Origin of the sequence: Komagataeibacter sucrofermentans DSM 15973, from assembly GCF_040581405.1 — a bacterium.
In the GTDB taxonomy this organism is placed as follows: domain Bacteria; phylum Pseudomonadota; class Alphaproteobacteria; order Acetobacterales; family Acetobacteraceae; genus Komagataeibacter; species Komagataeibacter sucrofermentans.
On sequence record NZ_CP137157.1, the window covers coordinates 923,360 to 948,503 of the forward strand.

The 25,144-nt window shown below is 60.6% G+C and carries 21 protein-coding genes and 3 tRNA genes; 11 read left to right on the forward strand and 13 right to left on the reverse strand.

What is annotated here, in order from left to right:
• The first annotated feature begins 26 nt into the window (after nucleotides 1-26).
• Together bcsA and R5N89_RS04370 are read left to right on the forward strand one after the other, a co-directional pair.
• Complete coding sequence (gene bcsA / locus R5N89_RS04365; protein ID WP_110568790.1) at nucleotides 27-4,619, forward strand: UDP-forming cellulose synthase catalytic subunit; 4,593 nt, start codon at nucleotides 27-29, stop codon at nucleotides 4,617-4,619.
• Nucleotides 4,585-5,094 carry a transposase gene (locus R5N89_RS04370; RefSeq protein ID WP_110568789.1) on the forward strand — a complete coding sequence of 170 codons (510 nt, stop codon included), beginning with the start codon at nucleotides 4,585-4,587 and terminating at the stop codon, nucleotides 5,092-5,094. Before bcsA ends, R5N89_RS04370 begins: the two co-directional genes overlap by 35 nt.
• A 51-nt stretch (nucleotides 5,095-5,145) precedes the next feature.
• On the opposite strand, the gene R5N89_RS04375 is transcribed toward R5N89_RS04370, so the two are convergent.
• A tRNA-Ser gene (locus R5N89_RS04375) sits at nucleotides 5,146-5,235 on the reverse strand.
• A gap of 410 nt (nucleotides 5,236-5,645) precedes the next feature.
• Here R5N89_RS04375 and R5N89_RS04380 point away from each other — a divergent pair.
• A complete protein-coding gene (locus tag R5N89_RS04380; RefSeq protein WP_110568785.1) occupies nucleotides 5,646-6,113 on the forward strand; it encodes a barstar family protein in 468 nt (155 codons plus the stop codon).
• A gap of 33 nt (nucleotides 6,114-6,146) precedes the next feature.
• On the opposite strand, the gene R5N89_RS04385 is transcribed toward R5N89_RS04380, so the two are convergent.
• A complete protein-coding gene (locus R5N89_RS04385; protein ID WP_167400860.1) occupies nucleotides 6,147-6,317 on the reverse strand; it encodes a hypothetical protein in 171 nt (56 codons plus the stop codon).
• A 134-nt stretch (nucleotides 6,318-6,451) separates the two neighbouring features.
• A complete protein-coding gene (locus R5N89_RS04390; RefSeq protein ID WP_110568783.1) occupies nucleotides 6,452-7,429 on the reverse strand; it encodes a ribonucleotide-diphosphate reductase subunit beta in 978 nt (325 codons plus the stop codon).
• Nucleotides 7,430-7,993: 564 nt separating this feature from the next.
• Between R5N89_RS04390 and R5N89_RS04395 the strand changes: the two genes are divergently transcribed.
• Nucleotides 7,994-9,235, forward strand: a complete 1,242-nt coding sequence (locus R5N89_RS04395; protein ID WP_244192147.1) for an O-antigen ligase domain-containing protein — start codon at nucleotides 7,994-7,996, stop codon at nucleotides 9,233-9,235.
• 170 nt (nucleotides 9,236-9,405) lie between these two features.
• Nucleotides 9,406-10,773 carry a lipopolysaccharide biosynthesis protein gene (locus tag R5N89_RS04400; protein ID WP_110568777.1) on the forward strand — a complete coding sequence of 456 codons (1,368 nt, stop codon included), beginning with the start codon at nucleotides 9,406-9,408 and terminating at the stop codon, nucleotides 10,771-10,773.
• Nucleotides 10,774-10,794: 21 nt separating this feature from the next.
• Here R5N89_RS04400 and R5N89_RS04405 read toward each other — a convergent pair whose 3' ends face one another.
• The 3 genes from R5N89_RS04405 to R5N89_RS04415 all read right to left on the reverse strand — a co-directional run bounded on the left by R5N89_RS04405 (nucleotide 10,795) and on the right by R5N89_RS04415 (nucleotide 14,141).
• Entirely contained in the window at nucleotides 10,795-12,897 is a 2,103-nt protein-coding gene (locus R5N89_RS04405; RefSeq protein ID WP_244192152.1) for a TonB-dependent receptor, read from the reverse strand.
• 122 nt (nucleotides 12,898-13,019) lie between these two features.
• Nucleotides 13,020-13,484: a DUF2946 domain-containing protein gene (locus tag R5N89_RS04410; RefSeq protein ID WP_244192146.1), complete on the reverse strand. Its 465-nt coding sequence runs from the start codon at nucleotides 13,482-13,484 to the stop codon at nucleotides 13,020-13,022.
• Nucleotides 13,485-13,838: 354 nt separating this feature from the next.
• Complete coding sequence (locus R5N89_RS04415) at nucleotides 13,839-14,141, reverse strand: hypothetical protein (protein ID WP_354680700.1); 303 nt, start codon at nucleotides 14,139-14,141, stop codon at nucleotides 13,839-13,841.
• Between the two features lie 98 nt (nucleotides 14,142-14,239).
• On the opposite strand from R5N89_RS04415, the gene R5N89_RS04420 reads away from it, so the two are divergent.
• Nucleotides 14,240-14,512, forward strand: a complete 273-nt coding sequence (locus R5N89_RS04420; protein WP_354680701.1) for an energy transducer TonB — start codon at nucleotides 14,240-14,242, stop codon at nucleotides 14,510-14,512.
• Between the two features lie 771 nt (nucleotides 14,513-15,283).
• Here R5N89_RS04420 and R5N89_RS04425 read toward each other — a convergent pair.
• Nucleotides 15,284-15,892 carry a hypothetical protein gene (locus R5N89_RS04425; protein ID WP_110568770.1) on the reverse strand — a complete coding sequence of 203 codons (609 nt, stop codon included), beginning with the start codon at nucleotides 15,890-15,892 and terminating at the stop codon, nucleotides 15,284-15,286.
• Complete coding sequence (locus R5N89_RS04430) at nucleotides 15,889-16,689, reverse strand: hypothetical protein (RefSeq protein WP_110568768.1); 801 nt, start codon at nucleotides 16,687-16,689, stop codon at nucleotides 15,889-15,891. Before R5N89_RS04430 ends, R5N89_RS04425 begins: the two co-directional genes overlap by 4 nt.
• A gap of 36 nt (nucleotides 16,690-16,725) precedes the next feature.
• On the opposite strand from R5N89_RS04430, the gene R5N89_RS04435 reads away from it, so the two are divergent.
• The 3 genes from R5N89_RS04435 to R5N89_RS04445 all read left to right on the forward strand — a co-directional run bounded on the left by R5N89_RS04435 (nucleotide 16,726) and on the right by R5N89_RS04445 (nucleotide 20,275).
• Nucleotides 16,726-17,247: an HD domain-containing protein gene (locus tag R5N89_RS04435; protein WP_110568766.1), complete on the forward strand. Its 522-nt coding sequence runs from the start codon at nucleotides 16,726-16,728 to the stop codon at nucleotides 17,245-17,247.
• A gap of 306 nt (nucleotides 17,248-17,553) precedes the next feature.
• On the forward strand, nucleotides 17,554-18,672 hold the full coding sequence (locus R5N89_RS04440; RefSeq protein WP_110568764.1) for an AAA family ATPase: 1,119 nt from the start codon (nucleotides 17,554-17,556) through the stop codon (nucleotides 18,670-18,672).
• Nucleotides 18,673-18,724: 52 nt separating this feature from the next.
• Nucleotides 18,725-20,275: a S8 family serine peptidase gene (locus tag R5N89_RS04445; protein ID WP_354680702.1), complete on the forward strand. Its 1,551-nt coding sequence runs from the start codon at nucleotides 18,725-18,727 to the stop codon at nucleotides 20,273-20,275.
• Between the two features lie 80 nt (nucleotides 20,276-20,355).
• Here the strand turns inward: R5N89_RS04445 and istB are convergent, their stop codons facing one another.
• Nucleotides 20,356-21,135 (reverse strand): IS21-like element helper ATPase IstB, encoded by a 780-nt coding sequence (gene istB / locus R5N89_RS04450; RefSeq protein ID WP_087609052.1) that lies wholly within the window; start codon nucleotides 21,133-21,135, stop codon nucleotides 20,356-20,358.
• Nucleotides 21,125-22,648: an IS21 family transposase gene (gene istA, locus R5N89_RS04455; protein WP_110570287.1), complete on the reverse strand. Its 1,524-nt coding sequence runs from the start codon at nucleotides 22,646-22,648 to the stop codon at nucleotides 21,125-21,127. Before istA ends, istB begins: the two co-directional genes overlap by 11 nt.
• Nucleotides 22,649-22,747: 99 nt before the next feature.
• Between istA and R5N89_RS04460 the strand changes: the two genes are divergently transcribed.
• A complete protein-coding gene (locus tag R5N89_RS04460) occupies nucleotides 22,748-23,014 on the forward strand; it encodes a hypothetical protein (protein WP_244192186.1) in 267 nt (88 codons plus the stop codon).
• 275 nt (nucleotides 23,015-23,289) lie between these two features.
• On the forward strand, nucleotides 23,290-24,483 hold the full coding sequence (locus R5N89_RS04465; RefSeq protein WP_208624692.1) for a tyrosine-type recombinase/integrase: 1,194 nt from the start codon (nucleotides 23,290-23,292) through the stop codon (nucleotides 24,481-24,483).
• Nucleotides 24,484-24,564: 81 nt separating this feature from the next.
• On the opposite strand, the gene R5N89_RS04470 is transcribed toward R5N89_RS04465, so the two are convergent.
• The 3 genes from R5N89_RS04470 to R5N89_RS04480 form a co-directional block, all read right to left on the reverse strand.
• Nucleotides 24,565-24,641: transfer RNA gene (locus R5N89_RS04470), tRNA-Arg, on the reverse strand.
• A gap of 26 nt (nucleotides 24,642-24,667) precedes the next feature.
• The gene (locus R5N89_RS04475) at nucleotides 24,668-24,973 is read right to left on the reverse strand and encodes an ETC complex I subunit (protein ID WP_167400872.1); all 306 of its coding nucleotides are present in this window, start codon (nucleotides 24,971-24,973) and stop codon (nucleotides 24,668-24,670) included.
• Nucleotides 24,974-24,995: 22 nt separating this feature from the next.
• Nucleotides 24,996-25,072, reverse strand: a tRNA-Pro gene (locus tag R5N89_RS04480).
• Between the last annotated feature and the right edge of the window lie 72 nt (nucleotides 25,073-25,144).

Here is a 25,144-nt window from a genome sequence, read left to right on the forward strand (position 1 = left end):
ATGTTCGGGTAATCTGGTTGTTAATCATGTTCAGGGAATTATGGCTGAAGTGGGGCGGGGCGGCATTCATGGCCACGCCCGCCGCGCAGAGGGGGCTGATCTTCCTGCTCATGGCGGGCGGTGCGCTCATCTGCGTCTCGGTAGGGGGGGTTAGCGTCTCGCCTGTGCAGCAGGGCTGCATTTCCATTGGCACGGTGGGGCTGTTCTTTTTTCTCAACCAAAGGCCGGGGCGGCATATTACCTGCATCCTCATGATGCTGTCGCTGTTCGTATCCTTCCGCTACCTGATCTGGCGGCTGGGCAGCACGGTGCAGTTTGGCAATTCGCTCCAGATCGTGCTGTCAGTCGCGCTGCTGGTGGCGGAAGGGTATGCACTCTCGACCCTGTGCCTGAGCTATTTCCAGATGTCGTGGCCCCTGCACCGCAAGCCCCACCGCCTGCCAGCCAACCTTGATGACTGGCCGATGGTGGATGTGTACGTTCCCTCCTATAACGAGGATCTGGAACTGGTGCGTTCAACCGTGCTCGGCGCCATGGACCTGCACTGGCCCGAAGGCAAGCTCAACGTCTATATTCTCGATGACGGGCGGCGCAAGGCGTTCCATGACTTCGCCAAGGAATCCGGGGCGGGCTACATCATCCGCTCCGAGAACAATCACGCCAAGGCGGGCAATCTCAACCATGCGATGAAGATCACGAAAGGCGAATTCGTGGTCATTTTCGATTGCGACCACGTGCCCACGCGCTCGTTCCTGCTCAAGACCATTGGCTGGATGGTGGCCGACCCCAAGCTGGCCCTGCTCCAGACACCGCATCACTTCTATTCCCCCGATCCGTTCCAGCGCAATCTGGCCGCCGGCTATGACGTGCCGCCCGAAGGCAACATGTTCTATGGCCTGGTGCAGGACGGCAATGATTTCTGGGATGCCACCTTCTTCTGTGGTTCATGCGCCGCCATCCGCCGTTCAGCCCTGCTCAGCGTGGGCGGGTTCGCGACCGAGACGGTAACGGAGGATGCGCATACCGCGCTCAAGATGCAGCGCAAGGGGTGGGGCACCGCCTATCTGCGCCAGCCGCTGGCAGGCGGGCTGGCCACCGAGCGGCTGATCCTGCATATCGGGCAGCGCGTGCGCTGGGCGCGCGGCATGCTCCAGATCATGCGGCTCGATAACCCCATGCTCGGCCGTGGCCTGCGGTGGGAGCAGCGGCTGTGTTACCTGTCGGCCATGTCGCACTTCCTGTTTGCCATACCACGAGTGACCTTTCTGGTTTCGCCGCTGGCGTTCCTGTTTCTGGGGCAGAACATCATCGCGGCCTCGCCGTTTGGCATTACGGTTTATGCATTGCCGCACATCTTTCATTCCATCATGACGCTCTCGCGCATCGAGGGGCGGTGGCGCTATTCTTTCTGGAGCGAGATTTACGAAACCTCGCTTGCGCTATTCCTGGTGCGCATCACCATCGTGACCCTGCTCCAGCCGCACAAGGGCCAGTTCAACGTGACCGACAAGGGCGGCCTGCTGGCAAGGGGCTATTTTGATTTCAGCGCGGTGTATCCCAATGTCATCATGGCGCTGGTCCTGTTTGGCGGCATGGTGCGTGGCCTGTTCGGCATGGTGTTCGACTATCACGATAAACTGGCTTTCCAGTCCTTCGCGCTCAATACGTTGTGGATCACCATCAGCCTGATCGTGGTGCTGGCCTCCATTGCGGTGGGGCGGGAAACACGGCAGATCCGCCATGCGCCACGCGTGCGGGCCAAGTTGCCGGTTGATGTCTGTTTTGAAAATGGCGATGTCTTTCATGCCCATACAACCGATATCTCGCTTGGCGGGGCGGGCGTTACGCTCAACCTGCCCGCCAAGCTTGAAACGCCCGTTGATATCGAACTGCGCTATACCCACCCCGAGGATGGCATTGAAGTGGCCGTGCCCACCCGCATTCTGGGCCAGCGCGGCGCATGGCTGCACCTGCAATGGAAGATCGAGACGCTGGAAGAGGAACGGCAGGTTGTGAGCATGGTATTCGGGCGCAGTGATGCATGGGATAACTGGGCCGACTTCAAGGATGACCGGCCGCTTAACAGTATCTATCAGGTTATCAAAAGCATCGGGGGGCTGCTTGCGCCGCCATATCTGTGGAATATCAGCCCCGCAGGCGATAGCGAGGATGAGAAGGAAGCCGGAGGGAAGAAAGAGGAAGAAAAACTGGAAAAGAAGAGTCTGATCGTGCCCCCCACTCATCCCAGCAGCATACGCGGTACTGCAGGCGCGCTGATAGCATCCCTCATGCTGGCGGTCTTTCCCGCCATGGCGGATGAACCCGCGCACCCCACGGTTTTTGACCGCACGGGCGTATCGTCCACTACGCCGTGGGGCGACAGCAATTCCGGTGATCTGTCGCCTGTGCCGCAGCCGGTGGATGCCGCCGCTGCCGGGCGCATCGCCGATACCGAGGTCACGCGCACCATTTCATTTCGCGACATGGGGCTGGTCAACGGGCCGCTGAGCCTGACCGGCATCTCTCCGCTGCAGGGGCTTGATGTGGTGGTGCCGGCCAACCGCGTGGTCACGCACGCGACGCTGAGCCTGTCAGGCGCGATTTCACCTTCGCTTCTGCCTGAAGCCTCTGCCGTCAACGTCACACTCAATGAGCAGTATGTCGGTACGATCCGGGTTGATCCCACGCACCCGACCTTCGGGCCGATCGAGTTCCCAATAGACCCGCTGTATTTTACCGAGGACAGCAAGCTCAACTTCCGCTTTGCGGGTGAATACCGGCGCGACTGTAACGACCTGTATAATGATGTGCTGTGGGCCAAGATATCGGACCAGTCCACCATTACCCTCACCACCGCCCGCATTGCGCCCGAACGCACGCTTGCCCGCCTGCCTGCGCCTTTCTTTGACCCCGCATTGCAGACAGCAATGCGCGTGCCCGTTGTCCTGCCCGCAGCCACGCCCGTGCCGGAGGTTCTGCGCGGGGCGGGGCTCGTGGCCTCGTGGCTGGGCAGGATGGCGGGTTCGCGCCAGATTTCCTTTCCCGTATCATCCGCCCTGCCTGATACGGGCAATGCCATCGAGATTGGCGAGAACCTGGCGGTTGATGACCAGGGCCACATGCCCGCAGGGCCAACCCTGCTGGAAATGGCCAATCCTGCCGACAGATGGGGGACCATCCTTGTCGTGACCGGGCGTAATGCGAAGGAAGTCGAGATCGCGGCGCGCAAGCTGGTGTTCTCGCCTGATACGCTGGGTGATGTTCCGTCCACCGTGGTGCGGGATGTCACCCTGCGCCCGCGCAAGCCTTATGACGCGCCTGCGTTCATTCCCACCGACCGGCCGGTGCGGCTGGGCGAACTCGTGGCCGCAAGCGACCTGCAGGCATCGGGTTTTGTCGGGGCGCCATTGCATGTGCCCTTTCATCTGCCGCCCGACCTGTATACTTGGCACCAACTGCCTTTTCTGATGGATCTGTGGATCCGTGCGCCTGATGGGGCAGTGATGGACCTCAATGCATCGCGGCTCGATATCCATCTCAACCACAATTATATCCAGAGCTATTCGCTACGCCCCAACAGCCTGTGGCAGGCATGGTCGGAGCGGATGGTGACCCAGCACGCAGGCGCCATGGGGCATGTCACCGCCATGCCGCCCTGGCTTCTGTTCGGGCAGAATGACCTTCAGTTCAGCTTCAATACCCGCCCGGTGGACTTTGGCGCATGCCGCCGCACGCCCGGCGACGTGCAGATGGCGGTTGATTCGGATTCCATGCTCGATTTCCGGCGTGGGGTGCATTTCACCATGCTGCCCAACCTGTCCTATTTTGCCGAGATCGGTTTTCCGTTCTCGCGCATGGCCGATCTGGGCGAGACCACGGTGGTGATGCCCCGCGCGCCTGATCACGACACGCTTGGCGCCTATCTGGACCTGATGGGCTTTTTTGGGTCGATTACGGGTTATCCGGTCGCGGGCGTGCATCTGGCCAGCACGGATGAGGTCGCGCACAAACCCCCTTCGGGCGATGTGATCCTGCTGGCGCCGGTGCGGCAGATGGGAGAGGCTGCCGCGCTGCTGTCACGTTCGGCCTATCATATTGATGAGAACCATCTCGCCGTCGGGCAGAACATGGGGCTGCAGGGCATCTGGTACCTGTTTCAGGACCGGGATAGCGCTGGCCTGCGCAATGGCGTGACAGCCAACCTTGATGCCCCCGTCAAGGGTGCGGCCTTCATGATCGGGGCGGAATCACCCTATGCGGCGCATCGGTCGGTCCTGGCGCTGATTGGTGATGATGGCGGCCGGATTCATGAACTCGTGGTCAGCCTGCATGACAGCAGGGTGCTGCCGCAGATACAGGGCGATCTGGTGCTGAAAAACGGCAGCCAGTTGACCACCTATCGCACCTCGCCCACCTATAGCGTGGGGCACCTGCCGTTCTGGATGTGGGTGGACTGGTTCCTCTCACGTCACCCGATGCTGATGTATCTATGCGGCGTAACGGGATCGGTCATGCTGGGCACGGGCGCGTGGATGTGGCTGCGCGCGCGGGCGCGGCGCCGGGTGCGTGAACAGGAAAAAGCCGATGAAGAAGCCCGCATGCGCGGGGAGGGGCACTAACAGGCCCTTTATGTGGCAGTGTGCCATTTGCCGTGCGCGCTGCCATGATGGCAGCATAAGGCAGCATGATTTCGCTGTCTTCCTGGCGCATGGAATTTGGAATGGGGATAAGGCGTTACGAGTTGAGCACGCCGCAATGGCGCTTATTGCGCCCCTCCTGCCCGGCAAATTCAGTGATGCGGATCATGGGGCAGCGGATACCCGCCTGTTCGTGAATGGCTGCCTGTGGATCCTGCGTTCGGGCGCGTATTGGCACCATCTGCCTGCGCGGTATGGTCAATGGCAGACAGTGTATCCCCGCTTTAACCGCTGGTGCCATGCAGGCGTGTGGGAAAAAGTTTTCGGGATACTGGTTGCTGATTCGGATAATCAGTATCTGATGTTTGATACAGACATCCTGCAGGCCCATCAGCAGGCCACGAATGCACCAGGACCATCAGGCTTCAGGCGCTGGGGCGTGCCCGATGTGATCTGACTGCCACTCAAATGGCCAGTGCAAAACAGATTGGTGTCAGGTGAGGAGTGTTGGCGGAGAGGGTGGGATTCGAACCCACGGTACGCTCACACGCACGGCGGTTTTCAAGACCGCTGCCTTCAACCGCTCGGCCACCTCTCCTTAAAGTCTGTTTAGCTAGGTCTGCTGCCGCCGTCTAGAGGTTACGCCGCACAAAAACCGCGCCGTGCATGCATGCCGGTGCGCAGTCATTGTTGCCATGAAAGGCGTTAGTGCTGATCGAAAAGGGAAACCGGACCAGTGAGCCGATGCGCATTGCTGATCGTGGGATAACTGACCAGTGCAGCGCTTGGAATGGTCAGCGCCAGGAAAACGGCCTTCTTGATCATGCACAGTTCCCCTTGAATGAGAGGAAATATTAACGGGGGCATGTGTCGCCTGTATGTCTGGTGCATGTCATTTTGTATCATATTTTTATGGTATCGAGTGGCCATTTTATTTAAAGACAGCATTTCATAAGGCTATACGGAAACATCCTTGTCAAAAATGTCCTTATAATTTTAGAAATTAAAATGTTTAAAAAAGATGTATTGAACAATATTAATGGCCCGTGGCTTTTCAAAACAGACCATCAGCCAGATGTTTATAATAGCTATGATCCAGTCATTTTATCTGGATCGTCAATGCAGGCGCATGATGCTTTCTATGATGAAATTTACAAAAAATTCCATGCACCGTCCTATGCGGGTAAAAACTTCAATGCACTTTGGGACATCCTGACGGACCTGTCATGGATCATGAACAAAAACAGGTATGTTGTCTTTTTTCAAAATGCAGAAGAAGTACTTATCAAAGAAAAAGAAAATGCCTTAATGGGCTTTCTGGAAATATTAGAGGCCGTAGGCAGGCAATGGAGCCAGCCCGTGCATCAGGGTGAAACATGGGATCGACCCGTCATGCCGTTTCATTCCATTTTACAGGTAAAAGAGCTTTCCGCATCTCGATTTCCCTGTACAGTTCCTGTTATCGGGCCTGTTTAAGCCGATACGCGGTGCACCGTCATTCAGACCGGCCTAATACAGATGCATGCCCGATACCTGTTCATGGGCCAGGGTGCGGAAGCGTTCCTGCTCTTCCAGCGTGGCGGCGTGGGCATCTGCCCCGATGGTCCATTGCCGGTCCGGGTAGTGTAACTGAAAGATCTTTCTGGCCAGCCGTTCAATGTCTTCAGGCGTATAGGACATGGGGCTGCTTCCCGCATTTGTCTCGACATATTCAGGAGCGATAGCCGGGCCATCCTGCGGATGGCCCGGAAAACAGGGCAGGCGGATCAGACGCCCACCGTCAGTCAAATGACCGGCGCAGGCATGGCGGGGCCTCAGGCGAAGGCTTCATCCCACGTGCCCTGCGTCGCACCGCGGCTGTATTCGGTGGCGCGGTTTTCAAAGAAGTTGGTGTGTTCCACCGCGTTCATCATCTCGTCAATCCACGGCAGCGGATTGCTCGGCACGTCATAGATCGGGGCCAGTTCAAGCCCGATGAGGCGGCGGTTGGCGATGAAGCGGATATACTGCTTGACCTCCTCGGCGCTCAGCCCCTGCACCGGGCCCATGCGGAAGGCGAGGTCGATGAAGCGGTCCTCGTTGGTTACGATCTCGCGGCAGGCTTTATGGATGGCGGCTGCGACGGCGGGCTTGTCGATCTGGTGGCCGAATTCCTGCATGTAGGTCTTGAACAGGCGCGTGATGGATTCAACGTGCAGGCTCTCGTCGCGCACCGACCACGTCACGACCTGGCCCATGCCCTTCATCAGGTTATGGCGCGGGAAGTTGAGCAGCATGGCAAACGACGCAAAAAGCTGCAGCCCTTCGGTAAAGCCCGCGAACACGGCCATGGACAGGGCCGTGTTGTAGTGGTCCTCCATGTTGAAGCGCTTGAGGAACTCATGCTTGGCGGCCATTTCCTCATATTCGAGGAAGGCGGCATATTCCGTCTCGGGCATGCCGATGGTGTCGAGCAGGTGGCTGTAGGCAGCCTGATGGATGCTTTCCATGTTCGTGAATGCCGAGAGCATCATGCGCACTTCGGTCGGCTTGAAGCGCGGCATGTACAGGTCGATATAGGCGTTCTCGACCTCGGTATCCTGCTGGGTGAACAGCCGGAAGATCTGGGTGACCAGATAGCGCTCGGTTTCGGACAGGTTGTTGTTCCAGTCCTTCACGTCATCGCCGAGGGGAATTTCCTCGGGCAGCCAGTGCAACTGCTGCTGGGTCTGCCATGCCTCATACGCCCACGGGTAGCGGAAAGGCTTGTAGACCGGGCTGGGCGAGAGAAGATTCGGTGTGTCTTTGCTCATGAGTCGTCCCTTAGCCAAAATGGGGCCTGATGATAAGCATCATCATGGTCTATATGAGAGGGGACAGCATCCCTGCATTAGAGGACATACACCATGGAGCGAGGTGTATGAAAACGTTTTCCCTGCAAACAGGCACTCTTTTGATTTGAAAAGTTTTTGGTGGAGCTTTTTTCAAAAAGCTTCAGGAAACGCCGCTTTTTTGAAAAAAGGCGGCGCCCAGAAACTTTTATTTTCATCAGGGTCTGTCATCAGCATGCGCCGAGGGGCTGGCGCGCAGGGGCGGCCCCTGTATGCCCTCACCGTTATGGTGGGTCGGCTCCGGACCGTAACAGCCGCCAAGCAGCAAGGTCAGGAGCAAAGCGGCGAGGGGACAGGAGATCAGGCGCATCATGGCCTCCGGGGAATACCGCCTGAACGCGGCAGGCAGGCGGGAGTTTGTATGGGCGCTATGCCCCGCAACGCGGCGCGGGCATCCAATCCATTTTGTTTCCGCATGGCGGTGCGATACACCGGGCGCGGACAGAGGCACGATGGGCAGGGTGAATGCATCAGGTTGAGCGATGGATGCGGCGGATCGCAGTCGGGCTGGTCATCCCCATGCCGCTGCTGCTGCTTTATGCCCTTGCCCCGGCAGAAATCGTCATGACTGCCGTGGCGGTCCTGTTTGCGGCCCACTGCCTGCTGCGACGAGACTGGAACTGGTTGCGACAGGGCTGGGTGGGGGCGGCCGGACTCCTGTGGGTGCAGATCATGCTGGCTTCCTTTATTGCCGGGCATGGCGTGGCGCAGGCCGCAGCGTTCGTGCGGTATTTTGTCTTTGTCGCCGCCCTTCAGCACTGGGTCCTGCCCGATCCGCGCATGCGCCAGATTCTGGCCCGGGCTTACGGGGCCGTGGCCGTGTGGCTGGTGGCGGGGTGCTGGCAGCAATATCTGTGCGGGCGGAATTTCATGGGGTACGGACGATGGGCGGATGGCGCGCTGCTCGGCCCGTTATGGGCACCGCGCGCGGGGCATGCGCTGGTCATGACGGCATTGCCGGGCCTGTTTCCGCTGGCCATTGACCTTGCGCGGCGCGAGGGCGCGAGGGGGCGGGTCATGGCCGAGATTCTGCTGCTGGGGCTGGTGGTGACCATGGTGCTGATAGCCCAGCGCATGCCGCTTTTGCACCTGCTGCTGGCCATGGGGCTGTGCGGCCTGCTCGTGCCCCGCCTGCGCGCCGTGGTGGGGGCAACGGTTGCGCTGGGGGCGGGGGCCGTGGCCCTTTCGCCGCTGCTGGCCCCGCAGGCCTACCACAAGCTGGTGCTCAACTTTGTCGCGCACATGCAGGGCTTTGCCGATAGCCCGTATGGCATGCTGTTCATCCGCGCGGGCGTGATGATCGAGCGCCATCCCCTGTTCGGGCTGGGGTTTGACGGATTCAGGCATGCCTGTCCCGATCCGGCGTATTTCCATGGCCTGCCCTGGCTTGGCGTGGGTGAAGGCGTGCACGGAGCGGCAGGAGGGTGCAACCTGCATCCGCATAATTTCTACCTGCTCATGGGCACCATGGGGGGCGTGCCCGCCATGGCGCTGTTTGCCGCCTTTGCCGCATGCGTGCTGACGCGGGCATGGCGGGGCGTGGGGGCCGCGCGCGATCCGCAGCGGCTGATGCTGGCGGTGACGTGTGTTGTGGTGCTGTGGCCGTTGCAGTCAACGAGTTCGTTGCTGACCCAGCCCACGGCGGGCTGGCTGTTCATGGCCCTGGGCTGGGCGCTGGCGTGTGTTCCGGTTGCCTCTCATTTGCAATCCGTGCGCGGCAGGGACTAGCCCCCGGCGGCCTGGCGCACTAGAGTGCCCCGCGCGGTCGGCCCGGATGCCATTTCCGGCCCGTGACCGTTCTTGAACCAAGGGAGCCTGCGCCATCGTTTCCCCCTGTTGTTCTGTAGGAACGTGTCCGGTTTCGCGCCGGGCGCGGGTATCTGTGCGTGTGGTGACCCATGGCGAGTGAATCGGGCGATGCGCTCAAACGTATTTTTGGCAATACGGGCTTCCTGATCGCAGGGCGCGCGACCAATGCCATATGCAGCTTCCTCTACATCGCCTGGGCGGTGCGGGCGCTGGGGCTGTCGCGCTTTGGCGTGCTCATGCTGGTCACCACCTTCGGCACCGCGATCTCGACCGCAACCCACCTGCAATCGTGGCAGCCGCTGCTGCATTATGGCACCGAGCCCTTCACCAACGGGCGGCGCGCGCAGTTCTCGCGTGTGCTGGCGTTCTGTGTGCGGGCCGATTACCTCAGTGGCGGGGTTGGCTGGCTGGTGGGCACGCTGGGGGTGGCGCTGTTTGGCACCGCCATGGGCTGGCCCGCAGCCGACCAAGGGGCGGCGATGGTGTATATGACCACCATCGCGTTCATGAATTTTTCATGGTCGGCAGGGGTGTTCCGGCTGTGCAACACCTTCTGGCTGAACATGCTGGTTGACCTGTCGGGCACGCTGGTGCGCACCGTGGGGTCGGGGCTGGGCTTCATGTACCATATGGGGCTGGATTATTACCTGCTGGTGTGGAGCATGACGCAACTGGCCATGTTCACCACCAGCACCCTTCTGGGCCTGCTGCAACTGCGGCTGGCGGGTGGCATCCGCTTCAACCCGTTTGCCCGCCTGGCCGAAGGAGATGCGCCGGGCATCTGGCGCTTTACCCTTTCCACCAGCGGCAACCATGTGCTGAGTTCGGTTTTCAACCAGTTTGGCACGCTGCTCGTCGGCGGACTGCTCGGCCCCGCCGATGCCGCCGTCTATCGCGTCTCGCGCCAGATTGGCGAAGGGATCGCCAAGCCCGCGCAACTCATGGTGCCCGCCCTTTACCCCGAATTCATCCGCCTGCGTGATAAACAGGACTGGTATGGCATCAAGCGCGTGACCGTACAGCTTTTCCTGACGATTGGTGGTTTTTCCATAGCGCTCATGGGCGTTGCGATGCTGATGGGCAACATCCTGCTGACATGGATGCTGCATGTGCACTGGCATGGTGGCCGCCACCTGATCATGCTCATGCTGGGCAGCGCGGTGCTTGGCCTGGGCATCGTGCCGCTCGAGCCGCTGCTGACCGTGATCGGGCAGGTCTCGCGCGTGCTCCGCGCCCGCATCATCGTCACCCTGACCTACCTGCCGCTGGTTTATGGCATGACCCGGCTGTGGCGGCTGGAGGGTGCGGCGGCGGCGGGCGTTGTGGCGGGGCTGATCATGTTTGGCATCTGCCTGCGCCCGGTGCTGGCCTGGTTTGGCCAGATGGCCCCAGGCCGCGCGCCGCTGCCGCCCGCCACGGTGGAAACGCAGGGCGGAGAAAGCGGGACACGCACCTGAAGCGCTGCCCCGCTCTGGTTGTCAGAAGCTGGCCGTCAGGCTCACATTGAACGACCGGCCCATGCCGGGCAGGGCGCGCAGGCTGCCGGTGGCGGCGTAATCGGCCAGCGACCAGCCGCCCAGTGGCAGTTCGTATTTCTGGTTCAGCACGTTGTCGATACTGGCATCGAGTGTCATGTAGCGCCAGTGATACTGCCCGCCCAGCCCCAGCAGGGCATAGCCGGGGGTGCGGGGTTCGTTGCGCACCCAGTCCACCGTGTCCTTGGCCTTGACGAAGGTCATCTCGACCCGGCCGCTCCAGTTCTTCCACCGTTCATTAAGCGTGACGCTGCCGTTGGTGGGCATCTGGTGGTACAGGCCCGCGCCGTTGGTCAGGTCCTGCCCGCGCACCCAGTTGATGTTGGCCACGATCTCGCCCCGGCCAAAGCGGCCATTCTGCCACAGCCGGTAATTGCCTGATCCGTTGATGCCATAGCTCTGGGCATTATGGTTGGCAAAGCCAAGCGTGCTGAACTGCCGCACGCTGGCAATATGGTAGGCGTTTATGTAGTCGTGGGTATAGGTGTAGTAGGGCTGGACCTTCAGATCCCACCTGTCGCCATCGGGGTCGTGCCAGTCGGCGGTGATGGAGGCGGTATTGGCCACCTCCGGCTTGAGGTCGGGGTTGCCCACGTAGCCGTTGCCATCGCCAAACCAGTTGATCATGCTCGAGACCATGGCCGAGCGCCCCCAGGCATAGCGCTCATACAGGTTGGGCGAGCGGGTCTTGCGGGCATAGCCGCCCTCGATGGTCAGGTCGCGGCGCGGTTTCCAGCGCACCAGCGCCGTGACATCGAAGTTTACGTCCGTCCGGCCCCGGTCGGTTGTGTTGAACGCATTGGCCGCCGTGATGTTGGCCATGTTCATCATGTTCATGGTGGAGGAATAGCCTGAAACCGGGCCAGTATTCATCATGACCAGATCATTGCGAAAGCCCAGCAGCGTGGTTACGCGCGGGGTCCATGCGGCCTCCCACTCCACAAAATGGCCCAGACGGTCGCGGTGGCCGTTATTGATGCTGTGATAGGTGTCGGGCCCCATCATCATGCTGCCCGCCACCGGCGGCCACCAGTCATTGAGCCCGGAATGGTCGAACGAACTGCCCAGGCGCAGGGTTTGCCCCTCCGCCAATGGGATGGTGGCTTTGATGCTGTAGCCTGCCATGCGGGCATTGGTGTTCATGGGCATGTGGGTGGTCTTGGCGCGGTCGGGCAGGAAGTCCATCGCGTGGTCCTCGCGCTGCCAGTAGCCGCGCGCCTCAAGCTCGCCCCAGTCGAACGTGCCGAGATACTTGCCGTTGACGAAGGTGGAGCGGTTGTTCGTCATGTCCATGTATTGATTGGCAAACCCCTCATGCGGGGTGTCCTGCTGGCCAAAGGTGAGGGCAAGCAGATGGTTGCCCTTGTGCACGCCAAAGGTCACCGCATGGTTGTAGGTCAGGTAGCTTGTCGAGCGCACCAGCCCCGCATCGCCACCGCCTTCATAATCGCCCGCCTGCGCGTAGGAGGCGTTATAGCGCAGGCTGAACGTGTCATTGGCCACCGTCAGGCTGCCCGATGCACCATAACCACCGCCATTGCTGCGATAGGTGCCGGTGACGTGGCCGGTCACGAGAACCTTGCCATGTTTGGCAAATTGCGGGTCCTTGCGCTCGACATCGATCGTACCGCCGGTGCTGTCGCCGCCCATGCTGACGGGTGTTATGCCCGCAATGGCGGTGGCGGTGTCCACGCTGTCGGGGTCGATGAAGGACAGGGCGGGGTTCATGTGGTTGGGGCAGCCCGAGGCGATGCGCACGCCATCGACCACGGTGGCCACGCGGTCATCGGCCATGCCGTTGAGCACGGGCAGGGAAGCGAGGCCGCCTGCCGAATACGTGCTGACACCGGGCTGGTTGCGAAACAGGCTGGCGGCATCGGGGCTGCTCAGGCTGGCCGCCGTGCGCTGCGAGGCCGAAGGAGACGACGCCGAGAGCAGATGGTCGCCCATGGGCGTGCTGTCCGCCGTATCCTCGATCGAGAGGCCGGGCAGGGTTACGGTGGTCTGGGCGCGCGCGCCCAGCGGGTGCAGGGAGACTGCCAGCATGCAGCCGCCTGCGGCCACCACGAGGGGGGTGGCCGTTTTTTTCATGGAAGTCACTTTTCATGTCCTGAACAGGAAAACGAAAAACACGCACGCCCCAACAGGGCATGCGGCAGCGCGTGAGTTCAGGAGATGGAAGGTGGCCCGCAGGCCGGGGGCAGCCCCAGCGGAGTGGGAGGGGGCGCGCGGGGCTGGCGGGGTTCATGCCGGTGGGCGGCCCATGTCATGGGTGGCATGGGCAGGAAGGGCAGAACCACCAGCGCAAGGGCGGGCAGGTGCAGGAGCGGGCAGAGCGGGCAGCCTTCGGCATGGTCGTGGCCGTGCGGGGCCGTATCGCCATGCTGATGGGGGGCGGGTTCATCCGCCATCACCATGTGGTGATGCGGCGGCGTGGCGTGCCGGTCCGCTCGCATGGTGACGGGAGCAATATCGATTCCCGTCAGCCGCATGATGGTGCCGCGCGGCAGTTCGCCGGGCAGGCTGCGGCTTTCAACCAGCAACTGACCCCACAGCCCCAGACACGCGCACAGCACCATGACCCAGCGGATCACAGGCATGTCATGCATGAAGGGGTGGCGGGCTTGGTCCATGATGGACAGGTTCTTTGCGGTTGTAAGAAGAAGGCGGTAACAGGAGAGTGTTCTCGGAGGTCGGGGGCTTTTTGTCAAATGACAAGGTAGTCCGCGCCCATGCCCCAATGGATGGAAGCGTGCAGCAGCAGGACAGAACGGCAGGCAGGATTCTCGTCACGCCAACCGGCCCCACGGGCTGGGGGCGGGGGCGGCTGCTTGCAAGCTGGGCCATTATGGCCGCCGTGCTGGGCCATGGGCTGGTTGCCGCGTGGCTGCTGCCCGCCCGCACACCCGTGCCCGCGGCGCCAGCGGAAAAAAACAGCATTCAGGTCTTTTTTGACCGGCCAGGGGTTGCGGCGCCCCCCCCGGAGGCTACGCCACAGCCACAGCCACAGCCACAGCCACAGCCACAGCCACAGCCACAGCCACAGCCACAGCCACAGCCACAGCCACAGCCACAGCCACAGCCACAGCCACAGCCACAGCCACAGCCACAGCCACAGCCACAGCCACAGCCACAGCCACAGCCACAGCCACAGCCACAGCCACAGCCACAGCCACAGCCACAGCCACAGCCACAGCCACAGCCACAGCCAAAAGCCATGGCCACGCCGCCTGTTGCCGCGCGGCCTGCCGTAATGCCTGCCGCGCCTGCTGCTGCGCGGTCCAGGCCATTGTCTGCTTCTCCCCCCCTCCGGCCCACTGGCGCACCGGCCGGGTCAGCCCCGGCGCTAACGCAGAATGGGCCAGGAGCGCCCAGCACGGCGCAGACAATGGCGGCAGCACCAGCCGCGCCCCATTGCACGCCGCCCGCCTGGCGTTATCCCGCCATGGCCCGACACATGCATGAGGAAGGCAATGCCATGGTTGATGTCGTGCTGGGCAGCGAGGGGCAGGTAACACAGGTCAGCCTGAAATCCGGTACCGGCTATGATGACCTGGACAGCACGGCCCTTGCCGCTGCGCGCAAGGTGCAGTGCACCCCGCAGGGGCACCCGCTGGAGGGTACGCATGTTCTGCTGCCGGTTACATTTCACCTGCATTGAGTAAAAAGGCGTTCTCAAGGGGCGTTTTCGGTGAGGGCTTTTTAAAAAACTGGTGTTTTTTCAGGCTGGAAGTTTTTCAAAGAAGGATAGAATCGATATTGATTATCAGTTTTTTAGGAATATTTTCCGTATAAGGGCCTGTCGTTGGAATCATGCAGGTTCTGGCGATGGCAGCCCCGATCACGATCGACCATCCATCCTGACGGTCGGGGCTGTCGCGTCTTCAACGGCATTGGCTTTAATGTATTCTATAGGGCTGAAATCAGGTAATATTTGATGAAATTCAAATATATGCCCTGTGCAGCAAACTCATCATGTCGATTGGCACCGCTTTCCCGGTTGCGGCTCATGCCACGTTTGATGGTTCAAGCCACAATGAAGGCGGCCAGCATCGTGGCGGCTGAGGCGGTCACGGCGCTGAGGGCCATGGTGACCGGAATGATTCCCGGGCCTTTTTAATTGCCTGCGCTGCAGGCACAGGCAAACCGGGCCGCTAAATAAGAAAGTTTTTGGTGAAGCTTTTTGCAAAAAGCTTAGAAAAAAGGCATAGGCCGCCATGCCGCAAAATGGGCCGGATGACCCATAGCGCACTGCAAAAGATGCAAAAGTGTCAGCTGCTAAGTCATTGAAATCTGGCGCGCCCTGCTGGATTCGAACCAGCGACCCACAGCTTAGAAGGCACTGGCATTTCCTTTAAAAACAAGGGGATGTTTTGCATCTATGGTGTTTATAGGCGTCTCGATTCGTTTACACGAGTCGAGACGTTTGCAGTTATGGCCTCTGGCCGACGAACGGAACGAGCGGCGCCTGTCCACCGCACTTGCCGGTGTTCCAGGTATCAATCATTAGCTGCACCTTGCGCCGCAGGGCTTCTCGGTCAGCGATCAGGCGTGCGGCCTCGGCGTGTCGGACATCATCATTCTGGGCGAACACGGACGCCTCGTAGCCAAGTTGTCGCCCCATCTCCACATCAGGCATGGACGACAACGGCGCATAGGCCACCGGCAGGCTGATGGCCTGCCCGCGCGTCCGGCTGGCATCCGCCTGCACCCCGAACGTAGGCACAGTGGTGGCCGCTCCTACGCTGAACTGGCCGCCCTGCGTGAACTGGCCGGAGAGCTGTAGCGTCACGTCGCCTGCAATCGTGCCCACAACCGGGTCGGGCGTGTGCTGGCTGCACTGGGCTGTGCGCACGGCGTGCGTGAATCGGGCATCCTGCTCCGCCGTCCACTCGCCGGCATGCGAGACCGACACTACCCCGGCCTGCGCCAGGCTGGACTGGATGGATGCCATGGCCTGCGGGATCGTGGTCTGCACGGATGCCTGATGGGCGCAGGCAGATAGGCCGAGGGCGCAGGCCAGTGCCAAGACCGCCCTCACGCCACCCCCCTCAGATACGCATCATTGGCCGCGACCAGCGCCTCCCAGTCCGGCTGGCTCGGTGCCAGAGCCGTGGCGGGCAGCAGCTGGCGCCAGGCGAGCGCATGGGCTTCCATGATGCGCGAGCGCATCCAGCGCCAAGTCGCGCGCTGCGTGGTGCCCCAGGTGAGCAGGGTCACGATGTCCGTGTCATCGGTGCCGGTGTAATCCCAGCCCAGCAGGCAATGGCCGTTCGCGGGATTAGGGTTCGGATCGCCATGCCCGGCCGGGGTGTCGGTATCCCACACCGGAGCCAGTGCGCCGTTCTCGTCCTCCCACAGATCGGCGTCAGCCAGCTGCACGCCGAGATAGGCCGCCGACAGGCCTGCCATGACATTGCGCATGCCATTCAGGTCACCCGGATCCGCGCTGCCCCACAGCGGGAACAGGGTCTGGTTGGTCACGGCATACCCATCGCGCAGCGCCGTGGTCAGCACATCGACCTCCACGCCGCCGCGATCCGTGGCCGGGGTGCCCGGCACATAGCCGGTGGAGCGGGAATAGAACGCCACCGCCTGCGCTGTGGTGATGTCGGTCTGGAAGCCGCCCAGCGCGGACGTGGCGCGGATATGGTTGCCGATCCCGGCCGAGGTGCAGTCGCCCAGCATGTCATTACCCAGCAGCAGCGGGGCAGGATCGATATGGCCGCGGTCAAGCCGGGCAGGGGCCTGCCGGGCCATGAAGCCACGCATGGCCGACATGGAGGGCTGGCCCGCACGCGTCTGCGCAGGACGACAGCCGAGCATTCGCTGTGTCATATTCTACCTATCTGGATTTTATGGGATTATCGACGGATGACGGATTTGATCTCACGGACCGATGCATTTGCCGCAGCGGCACACGCCAGCATCGACCAGCGCCGCAAATACACGGGTGATCCGTACATCGTGCATCCGCGCCGTGTTGCGCAGACCGTGAAGGAGGTCGGTGCTCGCGATGAGGTGATCGCAGCAGCGCTCCTGCATGACGTGGTGGAAGATACACCAGTCACGCTGGATGAGATCAGGGCTGCATTTGGTGAGGACGTGGCAGCCCTGGTCGAGATGGTGACAGATGTCAGCCGACCGAAAGACGGCTACCGCAAGGTGCGCAAGGCGATGGATCGGGATCATCTGACCGAGGCCTCGGCCGAAGGTCAGACCATCAAGCTGGCAGACCTGATCGATAATACGGCGTCCATCACCCGATATGATCCGGGATTCGCAAGGGTCTACATGCGGAAAAAAGCGGAACTGCGTGGCATTCTTAAGAAAGGGAATAAAACATTGCGCCAGCATGCTGCAGCTCTTATGAAGCTGCATGGTTGGCAAAAATAAGATTCATTTAAATGCGAAATATCAGCTAACGTCCTCTTTCCGACCATAAGGACCCTGAGCACCGTTACGCATGGCGGACGTGCCCAATTCTAACTTAACGCAGCCACTTCAGGCTAGTGATCGCATTGCAATCGCGTTGAGGCGCCACCCGTAGCGTAATAGCAGAATGCATATCCTTCGCCCGCGAACGAGGCATTGTCTCGCTTGCTTAATCGATGCTCCTGATGCAAGATTCAACTGGTGGTGCGTGCGAGCTGCAGGGCTCGAGCTCTCGCACGAGACGCCCTGCGAGCAGGGGATCATAATATGAACGATCAGCGAAACGTCCGCCGGTTACGTAGCGTCGGCCAACGCGACAATGATCATGGGCGCATTAAGGACACGATGACCGCGCTCATTGAGGAAGCGCACTTCCAGCAGAAGCATGGCCTCGCCTCTCGTCTCGTAAGACGTACGTCCCCGACCGTAGGTCGCGCTGTTTCTGCCCCGTGCTCCACCGACAGAGAATCGCCCATGTTGCCCGACAGTTTGCAGCTTCTGCTCCGTGAGACCTTTCCGCGTCGTCGGATCAATGAACTGGTTCACAGTCGCGCAATCCGTAGTGAGGTTCGGGAGCTTATCGCCGAGATCGCGCAGACGTCGCTTCTCCGATCGCACTCACTTGAACCGCGTCACACGGTGCTACTGGTGGGACCGCCGGGTACTGGCAAGACCAGTCTTGCTGAAGCCCTCGCAGCTGAACTCGGCATGCCGTTCCTCACGGTCCGCTATGAAGGACTCGTCGGCAGCTATCTGGGAGAGACCGGCTCTCGGCTGCAGGAGATTGTGCAGTACGCATCACGCATGCCGTGTGTCCTGTTCTTCGACGAGTTCGAAAGTGTCGGCAAGGAGCGCTCTGACGCGCAGGAGACCGGTGAAATCAAGCGCGTGGTAAGTTCGCTTCTGATGCACATGGACGCACTGCCGACCCACTGCGTGGTGGTCTGTGCCACGAATCATCCGGAGTTGCTTGATCGAGCAGTCTGGCGACGGTTCGAGGTCCGACTAACGCTTCCAGCACCTGGCGCTACCGAATTGAAGGAGTGGCTGGCCAGAACCAATAAGACTTTCGGCGATATCGGCATGACCGCAAAAGAGTTCATTGAACTATTCTCGGGTGAAACTTTCTCCGAAATAGAAGCCATAACTCTCGACGCTCGTCGCAAAGTCGTTTTATCTTATGGTAAGAAGACCCCGGCGCTGGCCTTCAAGGAGGCTGTAGCCTCATGGGAGCGGCGGCGGCGAGTAAGTGGGATAAACGCAGTTGGCACAACGACCAATCGTAAGAATGCGGCGAGAATCCGAAAGCCAGAAGCGAATAAAGGGAAGGAAACCCCGGTTTCCTCGAGCCTTCTCTTCGGAGACGCAGAGGATCAGATTAGGTAACAAGTTCAATGCGTTAGAACGAAGCGTCGATGACATTCTGAGTGGCGCCGACTTGTCCACCCGTCCTTCCGAGGTCAGCCCCGATCGTGCATTGGTCTTCGAGGTCATTGGGCCAGTGGCGAAGTTCATTACTGCCGCAAGGCAGGTCGGCCTCGAGTGGCTTACCGAGGCGCAAGACGGCAGTCCCTTCAGGGGAGAGGACGTCGATGAGGAAGATGAAGATGTAGAGGGCGACGGCTCCGCAGTAGGAGAAACACTGCTCTATGTGACCATGCCCACAATCGGCGGGCTCCAGCGTGTTCTTGCTCTTTGGAATCGTTATATCGCAGGCCGTCCGAAACCAACCGACGACGGCAACTGGTGGGCGCTTTTCGGTTACCTTTCTGACCTTCGAACGTGGTCGGCGCGAGACCGGGTGGATCCCATTTCCCAAGCCTACGTCAACCGGATGCTTGAGCGATATCCCGATCGACCGGTCCGATTGGAGCTTGATCTCTGGTTTAGGGAATCATCCGAGCTAAGGGAAAGCGCAGAGGCTTACGTCGAGGCACTGATGGACTCGGTCGGTGGCGAAGTGCTTGATTTCGCCACAATTGAGCCAATCTGCTACCAGGCGGCGCTGGTCGAACTACCAGGTAACCGAGCGCGGCAGCTTGGTTCTTTGCGCGGCCCCTTGGCGAATGCCGACAAAGTGATGCGGGTCCGCCCACAGTCGCTTTACACGACGGATCCGCGCAATCCCATCGACAATCCCATCGATATTCGTCCTATTCCGACGGCGGTCGACGAGCGCGAGCCGGTGGCAGCCCTCTTGGATGGCTATCCTGTTCAGAACCACGTTCTTCTCGCGAACCGAGTTGATATCGAGGAAGTCGACGTAACCGGCGCGATGTCACCGGTTAGGCGGCGTCAACACGGCACCGCCATGGCGTCACTTATCATCCACGGCGATCTTGCCTCCGAACAGGATCCAATCCCCCGGCTCCTCAAGGTAGTGCCAATCCTCGCTGCGCCTCAAGGAGCAAACGAGGAGTGCACTCCCCCAAACAAATTGCCGATCCTGATGGTGTATCGGGCGGTGACAGCCCTTGTCGAAGGTCTTGGCGGCGAGCCGCTTGGCCGTCGCGTGGTGGTAATCAACCATTCTATCTGTGATCAAGAGGCGCCATTCGTTCGAGGTGCGAGCCCTTGGGCGAAGCTGCTGGACTATCTAGCCCATCGATACGACCTTTTATTCGTCGTGAGCACCGGAAACTGCAATGCGCAGTTCCACCTTGACAGCTACGAATCCTGCGAAGAGTTCGAAGATGCAGCCGAGCTCGAGCGCCAGGTTGTCATCCTTAGGTCGATCGAGAAAGCGAAGGGCACCCGTTCGCTGCTTAGCCCGGCTGAGTCGGTTAATGCTCTCACGGTGGGGGCGGTGCACGAGGATGCCGCCGGTGACTGCCCGATTGGCCACATCGAGCCTTTCGCGGCAGCCGGCGTCACAAATATCGGCTCCGGTCTCGGGCTGGGGGTAAACCGAGCCATCAAGCCGGAGGTGGTCGAAGCCGGTGGTCGACAGCTTGTCCGCACTCAAACGATTGATGGCGTTATCTGTTGATTTTCACTGAGAACTGACCCGGGTTTTTCATCAGGAATTGACCCAGCCAGATGCTATTTCAGGCATAGTGAGGCGGGCGGTCAAGAAGAGGATCTGTCCTTTTTGTTTTTTGACGCGGCGGTGCTGGCGCGGAACCTGTAGCTGTCATTTCCTGTCTCGAGGATATGACAGTGATGGGTCAGCCGATCGAGGAGCGCCGTCGTCATCTTCGGGTCACCAAAGACATCACCCCATTCACTGAAGCTGAGATTGGTTGTGATGATGACACTGGTGCGCTCGTAGAGGCGGCTGAGCAGATGGAACAGCAGGGCGCCCCCTGATGCACTGAAGGGGAGATAACCGAGTTCATCAAGGATCACGAGATCCAGGCGGAGCAGCCTGTCGGCAATCTGCCCGGCCCGGTTGGCGATCTTTTCCTGTTCGAGCGCATTGACCAGGTCGACCGTTGACCAGAAGCGCGCCTTCTTGCGGTGATGGGTGATCGCCTGGATGGCCAGCGCGGTCGCCAGGTGGGTTTTCCCGGTTCCCGGGCCACCGATCAGCACGACATTTTCAGCACGCTCGATGAAGTCCCCGCCATGGAGCTGGCGGATCATGGGCTCGTTGACCTGCGTATCGGCAAAGGAGAACCCGGACAGGTCCTTGTAGGCGGGGAACCGGGCGGTCTTTGTCTGGTAGGCGATGGAGCGGACTTCGCGTTCGGCCAGTTCCGCCTTCAGGAGCTGCGAGAGGATGGGGATGGCCGCCTCGAAGGCGGGCGCGCCCTGCTCGATGAGGTCGGCCGTGGCCTGGGCCATGCCATACATCCGCAATCCACGGAGCATGACGACAAGTGAAGCAGCAGCAGGATCATGACGCATGGCGGCTGTCCCTTCGCAGGATGTCATACCGCCCTGTATCGGCGCACGGTTCGTGTGCGAGCACCAGGGCCTGTGGGGCATCAAGCCGGGGAACCACGGTTCTCTTGGCATCGATCAGGCGATGAAGCGTATTGAGAACATGGGTCTTGGTCGCCACGCCGTCTTCAAGTGCCAGTTCAACCGCGCAGAGGACAGCCTGCTCATCATGCTGCAGCACAAGGGCCAGGATTTCAGCCATTTCCCGGTCGCCTCCAGGCCGCCTGAGCAGTTGATCCTGCAGGGTCCGGAAGGCGGCTGGCAATTCGGTAAACGGCGCGCCATTGCGCAGGGCGCCCGGTTTGCGCTGGATGACCGCCAGATAATGCCGCCAGTCATACACCGTGCGGCCTGGCACACCATGCGAACGCGTGATGATCCGGTCATGCACGCACAGAACCTGCCCTTCGGCGATAATGCGTAGCCTGTCGGGATAAACCCGCAGGCTGACCGGACGATTGGCAAAGGAGGCCGGCACGCTGTAGCGATTGCCTTCGAACTGGATCAGGCAGGTTGGTGAGACGCGCTTGGTCTGTTCGACAAACCCGTCAAAGGGCCGCCCCGGGATCATGAGGTGGGGACGTTCGCTGGCATGGACCTCGGAGACGCTGTGCGGCAATTCAGCATGCTGCAGCCGTTCCCAACAGTCCAGGCAGCGGGCTTCCAGCCAGGCGTTCAGCGCCCCCAGATCAGGAAAGGCAGGCAGATCCTGCCAGATCTGGCGCCGGGCATCCTGCACGGTCTTCTCGATCTGCCCTTTCTCCCATCCGGCTGCCGGATTGCAGAAGGTCGCCTCGAACAGATAATGGCTGGCCAGGGCCATGAAGCGCAGATTGACCTGACGTGCCTTGCCCGACCCAATCCGGTCCACGGCGGTCTTCATGTTGTCAAAAATACCCCGCCGCGGCACGCCACCGAGCACGCGGAAGGCCTCGGTAAGCGCATCGAAAAGCATCTCGTGGGTCTGCAGGGGATAGGCCCTGAGTATGAAGGCCCGGCTGAAGGACAGTTTGGTGTGGGCAACCTGCAGCTTGACGCGATGCCCGGCAATCACCGCCCAGTCCTCGCCCCAGTCGAACTGGAAGGCTTCCCCGGGCTGGAAGCACAGGGGCACGAAAACACCCCGACCCGTTGTCTGGCGTGCCTGGCGCTGTTCGTGTTTCCACTGCCGGATGAAAGCGGCCACCCGTCCGTAGGACCCATCATAACCCAGCGCCACAAGGTCTTCATGCAGTCGTCGCGCCGTGCGCCGGTTCTTGCGGGGGCGAGCGGCTTCCAGGACCAGCCATCCCCTCAGCCTGTCAGCAAACGGGTCCAGTCGGCTGGGACGTTCGGGAACCTGAAACCGTGGTTCAATACTCTGTGCCCGGAGATATTTCCGGATCGTATTGCGTGACAGTCCCGTCCGGCGTTCGATCTCGCGGATCGGAAGATGATCCCGGCAGTGCCACCGACGGATCACACTCAGAAGCTCCATGTCAATCACTCCTCAAACCCCCAGCAGATGCTGCCGGGGAGTGTGAAGGCATGGGTCAAATCTCGATGAAAATTTCCGCCCTACCCGGGTCAGTTCTCAGTGAAAATCAACAGCCTGAAACCTCATGCCCTCAATGACCAGGCGCACCCATGCCTGCGGGAGCTCGAGTTCGGCCGCGAGATCTACGATGTCGAGATCTACGGCAACGGGCAGGGTGAATACCTCGGCATCGTCGCCGAGGACGGCGGACCCAGCAGGATTGTTTTCCGTGGGCCTCTGGTCAGGGAGGGCGATGTCAGGCTGATCCGGGCGCGTGGTGTGCAGGCATGGTTACAGAAAGGGAGCGAGGACAATGGCAGGGGCTGAGAGCTTACCATTTTGGCCCCGTTACCTGACCAAAGAACTGGCGGCGCGATACCTTGGGGTCAGCACATCCACCTTTGATGACGAAGTAAAGCAGGGATGGTGGCCGCCCGCGCGCCCGCGCGGCGGCCGGGGCGGCAGGTTGACGTGGGATCGCAACTTGCTCGACCTATACGCCGATCAGGCTTCTGGAATCGGGGTGGGGGCACCGGCTGCAACCAGTGCCCCCGTTTCTGCAGAAAGCCTGGTCATGACGCCATCTCTAGTGGAGAGAATGAATGCCACGCTCCCGCAGAACCGGGTTGAACGTCGTGCGCAAGAAGCGCAGCGACGGTTCGGTAATTGAGTATTTTTATGATCGTGCGACCAAGAAATTCCTTGGTCATACGCGCGAGGCGGCCCTTGAGCGCCTCAGCTTTCAGGATCCAGTGACCGAGGCGGGTATCGTGCCCGGTTCGATCGCCGCCCTGATCGTGGATTATCTGGGGGATGAAGAAGTGCAGGGCAGGCTGCGCGAGAGCACCCGCAGGCTCTATCGCGGCTACCTGGACCGCATGCGTGATGACTGGGGAGACATCCCCGCCAGAGCGATTACGCGTCAGGAAGTAAAGGCGATCAAAAAGCGCATGCGCGGTACGCCACGCAAGGCCAACCAGATCTTGTCTTTGTTGCAGATCCTTCTTGCGCGGGCAAAGGAACAGGGGATCGTGACTGAGAATGTTGCTGAGCGATTCGGTCGGCTGCACATAGCCAGTCGCGTGCAGATATGGAGCTATGAGATGGAGGATGCTTTTCTTGTCCGCGCCCGTCCTTCGCTTCAACTCGCCTACATGCTGCTGCTTTATACCGTCCAGCGGCCCAGCGATGTGCTGAGCATGGATGCTTCTCGTATTTCCGAACGCGACGGACGGCTGTTCATAGCCTTGCAACAATCCAAGACAGGGACGCTGCTGGATGTTCCTGTGCATGAGAGATTGGCGGGGATGCTGCGAGAGCGCATGCGTCAGATTGAACGAGAAGCGATAAGCAGCCCTGTTAATCTCGTAGGCAGAATTGGCAGGCAAAGCCCCAAGCTTCTGGTACCAAGCCCTACTGGCAAGAAATGGGCGCGGCGAAATTTCTGTCGGGCATGGGATCAGATCATAGCCAGGATGGCACAGGGGGCAGCCAGACAGCTTTTTCGTGAAGGTTTCTCGAAGGAGGAAGTCAGAGAACAGCTGGCGGAGAGCCATCGGCAGCGTCGCGACCTTCGTCGCACAGGTATCGTGCGTCTGGCGGAAGCAGGCGCAACTACACCACAGATCGCCTCTATCAGCGGCCATGGGATCGATTACTGCCAGCGGATCATAGACACATATCTTCCGCGTCGCACCGAGGTCGCGGTCGCAGGTATGCAACTGTGGGAGCAGCATCAGCAGAGGGAGACCAGCAAGGTGGTCTCGATCGCTGCAACGCGGGGTCGTCTGGGGTAGGTCGATACCGCAATGAGCCATAGTGCACTGCAAACCATCTGCAAACCGTGCAAACTTTTTAGCTGCTAAGTCATTGAAAAATGGCGCGCCCTGCTGGATTCGAACCAGCGACCCACAGCTTAGAAGGCTGTTGCTCTATCCAACTGAGCTAAGGGCGCGAGCCTGCCCTTGTGCCAGATCGCGCCTAATGCGTCCAGTTCTGTATCCGGTCATACCGGAAATTATCAGCATAGGCCTTTGGCCTGCGATGGCGCGGGGCGGGGATCTCGATGTCATACGCAATGCCCTGCGCGGTGGCATAGGCAATGGCGCTGTTCTGGTCGGGAAACTGAAGCTGTAGCTGCGATGGCGTATCGGTGCTGCCGGTCCAGCCCATGAGGGAATCGACATGGCGCGGGCGGTTCTGCCCGTAATCCAGCACCCATGTATGGGTCATGGCCTGGCCAGACTGGCCAGCGGGCTTTGATTGCCTGTAAATCCGGGCTCGCATGAGCATTGTCACTCCCAGGATATGGTCGGGGCGCCCGGACTCGAACCGGGGGCCTCGTGTACCCAAAACACGCGCGCTACCAGGCTGCGCCACGCCCCGTGACCACGAGCGGGAACCTATGGGGCAAGGGCCATTCTGGCAAGCACATTCTTGCAAAAAAATACCGCCCCC

Coding starts and splice junctions, on each gene's coding strand:
- bcsA (WP_110568790.1), top strand. CDS start 27: ATGTTCAGGGAATTATGGCTGAAGTGGGGCGGGGCGGCATTCATGGCC.
- R5N89_RS04370 (WP_110568789.1), top strand. CDS start 4,585: ATGAAGAAGCCCGCATGCGCGGGGAGGGGCACTAACAGGCCCTTTATG.
- R5N89_RS04380 (WP_110568785.1), top strand. CDS start 5,646: ATGTTTAAAAAAGATGTATTGAACAATATTAATGGCCCGTGGCTTTTC.
- R5N89_RS04385 (WP_167400860.1), bottom strand. CDS start 6,317: ATGTCCTATACGCCTGAAGACATTGAACGGCTGGCCAGAAAGATCTTT.
- R5N89_RS04390 (WP_110568783.1), bottom strand. CDS start 7,429: ATGAGCAAAGACACACCGAATCTTCTCTCGCCCAGCCCGGTCTACAAG.
- R5N89_RS04395 (WP_244192147.1), top strand. CDS start 7,994: ATGCGGCGGATCGCAGTCGGGCTGGTCATCCCCATGCCGCTGCTGCTG.
- R5N89_RS04400 (WP_110568777.1), top strand. CDS start 9,406: ATGGCGAGTGAATCGGGCGATGCGCTCAAACGTATTTTTGGCAATACG.
- R5N89_RS04405 (WP_244192152.1), bottom strand. CDS start 12,897: ATGCTGGCAGTCTCCCTGCACCCGCTGGGCGCGCGCGCCCAGACCACC.
- R5N89_RS04410 (WP_244192146.1), bottom strand. CDS start 13,484: ATGGACCAAGCCCGCCACCCCTTCATGCATGACATGCCTGTGATCCGC.
- R5N89_RS04415 (WP_354680700.1), bottom strand. CDS start 14,141: ATGGCCTGGACCGCGCAGCAGCAGGCGCGGCAGGCATTACGGCAGGCC.
- R5N89_RS04420 (WP_354680701.1), top strand. CDS start 14,240: ATGGCGGCAGCACCAGCCGCGCCCCATTGCACGCCGCCCGCCTGGCGT.
- R5N89_RS04430 (WP_110568768.1), bottom strand. CDS start 16,689: ATGACACAGCGAATGCTCGGCTGTCGTCCTGCGCAGACGCGTGCGGGC.
- R5N89_RS04435 (WP_110568766.1), top strand. CDS start 16,726: ATGACGGATTTGATCTCACGGACCGATGCATTTGCCGCAGCGGCACAC.
- R5N89_RS04440 (WP_110568764.1), top strand. CDS start 17,554: ATGAACGATCAGCGAAACGTCCGCCGGTTACGTAGCGTCGGCCAACGC.
- istB (WP_087609052.1), bottom strand. CDS start 21,135: ATGCGTCATGATCCTGCTGCTGCTTCACTTGTCGTCATGCTCCGTGGA.
- istA (WP_110570287.1), bottom strand. CDS start 22,648: ATGGAGCTTCTGAGTGTGATCCGTCGGTGGCACTGCCGGGATCATCTT.
- R5N89_RS04465 (WP_208624692.1), top strand. CDS start 23,290: ATGCCACGCTCCCGCAGAACCGGGTTGAACGTCGTGCGCAAGAAGCGC.
- R5N89_RS04475 (WP_167400872.1), bottom strand. CDS start 24,973: ATGCGAGCCCGGATTTACAGGCAATCAAAGCCCGCTGGCCAGTCTGGC.